Source organism: Microvirga sp. P4_G7 (assembly GCF_056401005.1).
Map to the genome: position 1 here is coordinate 1 of NZ_JBFUKD010000200.1, position 5,844 is coordinate 5,844.

The 5,844-nt window shown below is 61.1% G+C and carries 6 protein-coding genes; 1 reads left to right on the forward strand and 5 read right to left on the reverse strand.

The features are described 5' to 3' along the window. The coding region (locus tag AC1DT3_RS10635) for an integrase (protein WP_477465226.1) at positions 1-855 on the reverse strand (855 nt) is incomplete at its 3' end. Between the two features lie 492 nt (positions 856-1,347). Here AC1DT3_RS10635 and AC1DT3_RS10640 point away from each other — a divergent pair. Beyond that, on the forward strand, positions 1,348-1,608 hold the full coding sequence (locus tag AC1DT3_RS10640) for a DUF982 domain-containing protein (protein ID WP_477465227.1): 261 nt from the start codon (positions 1,348-1,350) through the stop codon (positions 1,606-1,608). Between the two features lie 1,148 nt (positions 1,609-2,756). Here AC1DT3_RS10640 and AC1DT3_RS10645 read toward each other — a convergent pair. The 4 genes from AC1DT3_RS10645 to AC1DT3_RS10660 all read right to left on the reverse strand — a co-directional run. Continuing rightward, on the reverse strand, positions 2,757-4,628 hold the full coding sequence (locus tag AC1DT3_RS10645; protein WP_477465228.1) for a DNA cytosine methyltransferase: 1,872 nt from the start codon (positions 4,626-4,628) through the stop codon (positions 2,757-2,759). Next, positions 4,625-5,362, reverse strand: a complete 738-nt coding sequence (locus AC1DT3_RS10650; protein WP_477465229.1) for a hypothetical protein — start codon at positions 5,360-5,362, stop codon at positions 4,625-4,627. The genes AC1DT3_RS10645 and AC1DT3_RS10650 overlap by 4 nt, the downstream gene beginning before the upstream one ends. Further along, a complete protein-coding gene (locus tag AC1DT3_RS10655; protein ID WP_477465230.1) occupies positions 5,359-5,649 on the reverse strand; it encodes a hypothetical protein in 291 nt (96 codons plus the stop codon). The genes AC1DT3_RS10650 and AC1DT3_RS10655 overlap by 4 nt, the downstream gene beginning before the upstream one ends. Beyond that, the coding region (locus tag AC1DT3_RS10660) for a hypothetical protein (protein WP_477465231.1) at positions 5,642-5,844 on the reverse strand (203 nt) is incomplete at its 5' end. The genes AC1DT3_RS10660 and AC1DT3_RS10655, both read right to left, overlap by 8 nt.

Consider the following 5,844-nt stretch of genomic DNA (forward strand, 5'->3'; position numbering starts at 1 on the left):
GCCTGCCTTGGTGGCGATTTTCCGAAACTTCCGCGAGAATGTGGCTCTCCGCCATGGGAGCCCAGACGATTCATCCAGGATCACCGGGCCAATTCTTCGCGTATCCGGCACGGCTTGTAACATGGCGAGCAGTTCAGGGTGCTTCTTCAGGTCGTGTTCTGCAGTCTCAGAACCGTTTGATTTGGACGTTGGTTTTTCAAGGATCCAGTCTCTATCGATGTGGTTCCACGTCAGGCCCCATTGCCAAATCCACGCGCCGTCACTGATGGCCCCTTTGACCTTCTCTCGTTCTTCAGGACGGGGCTTTACCCATTCCCCGATGACGTCCTTTTGACGGAGGCCAAGTTCGAACTGGATGAGCACGGCAAGGGCGATCGAGTCCCGGCCAACGTCCGCGTCGGATAGCGCTGTCGTGGTGAACTTGACGACTTGGTCATAGGTCGGTCGGCTCTTGCGCTGCCCTGGGATCGCAAACTCGGTCCTGGTAAGGACTTGGCCCAGCTCGAGGCAGTTCCCGTCTCTCAGCTCGCAGCCGTAGTTTACGACGCGCCGGAGAGTCTGAACGCAGGCGTAGCCGCTTCTCTCCCCGTAGGTGTCGACCCAGTTCTTATGCCATCTGCGGACGTCCCGCCCGTTGACTTCGCTGAGATGCCGCTTCCCAACGCTGGCGACGATCGTCTTGATGTACCGGCTATAGAATTTCTGGGTATCCGCCCGCTTCGAGTGGTACGGGCTGTCCTCGTCGGTCTCGAATGCCGTACAGATCCACCCGATTGTCCCCAGCCCGTGGGGGTTTTTGCTGACCTCGGCGCCGCCCGCCCATTCCAGCATCTCGGCGTTGAAGCGCCGGCACATCGCGGCAACTTCAGTCCGGTCGGCTGGACTTTCCCACCCGAGTCCGTGAATTCTGACCGTCTTCGGTTTGTAGCCCTTTTTTACGAGCGCCTCGTCGGCAACCCAATAGAGATCGATGCGCCCATTGTGGCGCTTCATCCGCTTAAGACCGGGGGCGAATAGCTCGTGGTCTTGGTTGGGGGGCATCCCAGTTCTCCTCTCCGTCTGGTTTAGTCGCAGGTTTAAGTTCGCTCAGGCCATGCCGTCTGTCGAGGAAGGCGCGGACTGCCGGCCAATACCTGCCGCCAAATAGAGGGTCGATTCCGGGCAGGCCCCGACGCTCAAGTACGGCCGCGATGCCATCCCACTCCTTTACTCTGTCGGTTGGAAGGATTTCGGCCGCGAGCCTCTTCTCGTCCGGGTAGAGGGGCATGGTGTCGACATGCTGCTGCTTCGGCATCCGTGCTATCCTCCTATCCTATCGGAAAAGCGCAATTCCTTGCGGGAATGCACATGGAAAAACACTGGTTCGCCCCGCCTGTGCCCATCGTACGGTCTATCGGCTCGATTCTGCCGGTAACTCGTGTTGAGCGAGCCGCTGACATCCTGCTCCACGAATGGCCGAAGGAAGCGATGGGAAAACCGGCCCATGCCCTTGCTGTCGGAACTTGCCTGAAGTGCCTTCAAGGGAAGTGCAAGCCTAAGGACTTCCGACTGGCATTCGAGGCGGCGGCGCGTGAGGCTGGGAACTTGGCGGGAATGGCCGATGATTAAGCGGACGCTATGCCACGACAAAAAGGTGCCGGCGCGATCGGGCAATGCAATCGGGACATGTAGGTCGCTCGCCCGGCAGAAATGGCCGGGTTTCTTCGGCAGGGATATCGATCCCACACACGGTTCGCCGAATATAGCCTTGGTCTTTGCCTGAACATCGTACGCACGCGTGAATGCGACCGTCCGGGTCGAGCCAGAATGAGGAACCGGTGAATGCCTGAATGATCTCTGCCATAACAGATCTCCGCGATCCCAGTCAGCACAGATCTGCGCTTTGATCAAAGCATTGCCGTCCTGCACCACCTGGTCCGGCAACCTGTGCTTGATGTCCCAGCCCTTGTCGGTCCGTTCCGCCTCGAAGTAGGCGATGAGGGAGCCCTCGAACATCGCTACCAGTTCCGGCGTGATATTCGCCCCTTCCATGATCGTGCCCGTCCGGTCGGACAACAGCGCTATCTTTGGCGCGCCGGTCGTCTCGGGTCTCCGATCTGCAAGCGGATGATCATTCAGACGATAGTCTCTCAGCCAGACACCTCGAACACGTGACCGCGTCGTCGTCCTTAGAACCTCCTTCTTCCCCGGGAAGATAGGCGGATTGCTGCGGGACCCTCGTTCCACAATCAGTCCAAAAGAAAAGCATGCCATCAGCGGCCGGGGCGCCCACGCACGAATGCACGTGGCCGTCGGTGCCGCGCCAAAGAACCGGCAATCCAATGATGGAGCGGACGGTCTCAGACATGGCCAAACTCCCTGCTCAGGTTGATTTGGAGTCCCTGAACGCAGAATGGCCGTGGTTGGATCCACGCTCTCGTCAACTTGAATACGCGCGGTCGAGACATTCTCGACAAGTGATCTCCTCGCCGCGCTCGGGCAAGAAGGCAGCGGTGGGCGGCACGGCACAACCACAGAATGTCCAGATGTGCAGTTCGCCCTTCGTGTTCCGCAGGCCCTCGCAGCAATGCACGATGCCGTTTCCGTCGTGCCAGACAATCGGTCTTCCGGTGATCGCGCGTACGGGTTGTGCCATGGCCGCAAACCTCCAGCGTATCCAATTAGAGTCTGGGAACGCACAACGTCCGGGCCAAGGTCCATGCAGATCGGGACACCAATGGGGGTAGGTCTTGGGAGGTGTAGCTGGCCAAGTGAGGTCATTCCGCGGCCTCCAAGAGAGGCACCGCGACCGATGGCCGTCGGATCTTGGCGATGGCCCGCTCGCGGTAGTTCGCGCTGACCAGATCCTCGGCCTCGTCAGGACACACCGAGTTGCCGCACATGCGACCTTGCTGTTCAGCAGTCAAAGGGATGATGGTCCCGTCCTCGAGCATTCCGTGATCGATGGTGTAATCGGGTCTGAACCCTTGGGCCCTGAAGCGCTCACGCGGCGTCAGCATCCGCATGCCGATGTCGATGATGACATATGGCTCGCCTCGGATCGTAACGGTCACCAAGCCGTGGCGGGGTTTGGTGGTAACGGTGTGGAGCGGCTCGTCGGCGCCTTGGACGGGCTCGCYGGCACCGTAGTATTTGGCGATGAACGCGGCAACGAGACCCGCATGGCGACCGCCTGCGGTGTCCGTCTTGAGCGGCTCTTCCGGGTTGCCGCCAGCCGCTTCCGAGTTTGACCCGTAGAAGTGCGTGAGATGCGCGGCGACCAGTCCTTGAGTGCACCCTTTGCCGACGATGGTCGACACCGGCTCGCGCGCATCGTGTCCGACCATGTCGGTGTTGTGCTGAGCGAGGAAGGCGGCGACGACGCTTAGACCGGCACCGCCAGCGGTGACGGTGTGGACGGGCTCACCAGCGCCGTTAAATGGCTTCTGCGCATTGCGCATAGTCATCAGGTGAACAGCGGCCAAGCAGGCATCCGCCTTTGCTGTCTGCGTCGCGACCGGAAGATTCCCCGGACGCGGTTCCGTTTGCGCGGCGCGGCCGCCACAGCCGACCAAGATCGGCGTCACGATCCCGAGCGGCGCCGCGCCCCCGCCATGGGTCTCGGATGCGTGAGAGGTGATCGTGTGAAGAGGCTCGTCGATGTGATGCCCGGTCGCGCCGCGGTTGAACTTGGTCACGAACGGAGTGATGACCGCATTCTGGTCTTTCCGCGACGCGGTGATTGTGTGAAGCGGCTCCTCTGCTGATCTGTTCCGGCCGCCCTGTTGGGCGTAGGTCACGAACCCCGGAACGATGAAGGGYTTTTCCGCATTCACGACGTATCGCATGACGCCCTTAGCGATGCGAGCGAGCGTCGCCTCGGCTAGGGGCCGCTTCGCCCTCAAACCCCATTTCTGCTTGATCTCCTCCGACGTGTCGAAGATCGAAGGGCATGGGAGAGACCAGTCGATGACGTCGGACGCGGCGGTGCGCCACGGCTGGAGAACGCCGGCGGCGATCTTCGCAGCGTCGATGGGATCGTTCGGATTCCCTCGCTTGGGTGCTGGCCAAACGATCGGCTCGTCGTCGCGTCGCATGATGACATAAAGCCGCTTGCGGATCGTCGGCGCGCCGGCACGCCAGGCGCGACGCTCCTGCCATTCGATCTTCTTGTAGCCGAGCGCTTTGAACGAAGAGACGTAGTTCCTAAACGTTGCGCCCTTCTGGACCGGGCACGGCGTGCCGTCGTCCAGGAGCGGGCCCCAGTCCTGAAACTCCTCGACGTTCTCAAGGAAGATGACGCGCGGCCGCTGCCATTTCGGGAGCGCCTTGACCCATTTCAGCGCGATCCATGCGAGTCCGCGGATCTCCTTCTCGCGCGGCTTGCCGCCCTTGGCCTTGCTGAAGTGCTTGCAGTCCGGCGAAAGCCACAACATGCCAATCGGCTGGCCGTCACACATCGCCACGGGATCGACGTGCCAAACGTCCTCGGCAATGTGCCGGGTCCCCGGATGGTTGATACGATGCATCGCGAGCGCGGCTCGATCGTGATTGATGGCGATGTCCGGATCCCGTCCGGTCGCGGCGCGGATTCCCTCAGAGGCGCCGCCACCGCCGGCGAAACTGTCGACGATAAGCTCGCGCATCATGCCACCACCTTCATCGCGTCGATATTGCTTTGGTGAACTTCGAAGGAGACTGCGACGACCCAGGGGTTGGCGTCCCAGGAGCCGGGACCGTTGATGTGCCGCCATAGGTTTTTGAAACGATCGCGAGCGGTCGTGCAGTCGGAGCAGTCGACTTCCGTCACGCCGTAGTTGGTACTGAAAGCTCCGTGAACGCCATTGCCGTCACATTTCGGGCAGTAGATTTCATCGCCAGCGTTGCCCTCCATCGAGGTCGGCACTCCTTCCGCGATCGCGTCCGTGCAGCTGATGTCCTTCAGCCGCTCGACCTTCACGCCGGTCACGACGAGGGTGAGACGCGAAGCCCAGCGGGGCATGAACATGCCGGGCCGCAGCTTTCCCTTTAGGCCTATCTCCGCATAGTTGCGCGCGGTCGCTGCATACTCAATGTCAGCATCGAGCGGGATATCTCTTGGCCGCACTGCATTCAGACTTCGCGCCGCATGCCATGCCTCGCGGACATAAAGGTGATCGCCGACGTGGTAAGGTAGAAGCTCCAGCAGTTCGGCGTGGCGAAGATCGTGCCACCGCTTGCCGCTGTCGCGCAAATGCCAGTCGTAGCCTGCGGTATCGCTTTGCCCGAACTCACTGAATCCGCGATACTGGCGAAGTACGATGCCGCGCCGCGTCTGCGTCTTGCGCCTTTCGAGGAGCGCGCGGACCATCGGGCCMGAGAAGAGGATCGGACGATCRGTCATTCTGCCTTCTCCTGAAGAGCGCGGACGGGGAAATCCTCTGGACACAATGTCTCGCCCGGCTGCAGCGCGGCTTCCGCCCCCTTGCGCGTCAGGAAGAAGAGATCGCCGTAAGAGGTCGCTTCGCGTTCGACCCGCGCGAATCCTGCTCTTCGCATCCCCTCCCAGGCGGCATGCTTTTTGCCAGCACGCGAGATGAGGTATCGATTGCGGTACGATCGCCGGTCTTTGTTCGGAAGGCCGAGAGCGTGGCGGGCAAGTTCGAGCTGCTGTGATGTCAACTCAGCCATCATTCCGCTCCTGTAGTGCTTGTCTGCCTGCGGTTTCCGCTTCGGCGCGGCATTCATCGCACTGCATGTTGCCCTTCTCGCTCTGGAACACTTCATCGCAGGCGAGACACGTGCAGAGGTACGAGCCGGGATAGCGGACGCTTTGCTTCTCTGTGAGCTTCCAATATTCTTCGCTCATGCCTCTCCCCCTTCGCG

Excerpts from the sequence above, each read along its gene's own strand:
- AC1DT3_RS10655 (WP_477465230.1), bottom strand. The coding sequence starts at position 5,649 with ATGGCTGAGTTGACATCACAGCAGCTCGAACTTGCCCGCCACGCTCTC.
- AC1DT3_RS10640 (WP_477465227.1), top strand. The coding sequence starts at position 1,348 with ATGGAAAAACACTGGTTCGCCCCGCCTGTGCCCATCGTACGGTCTATC.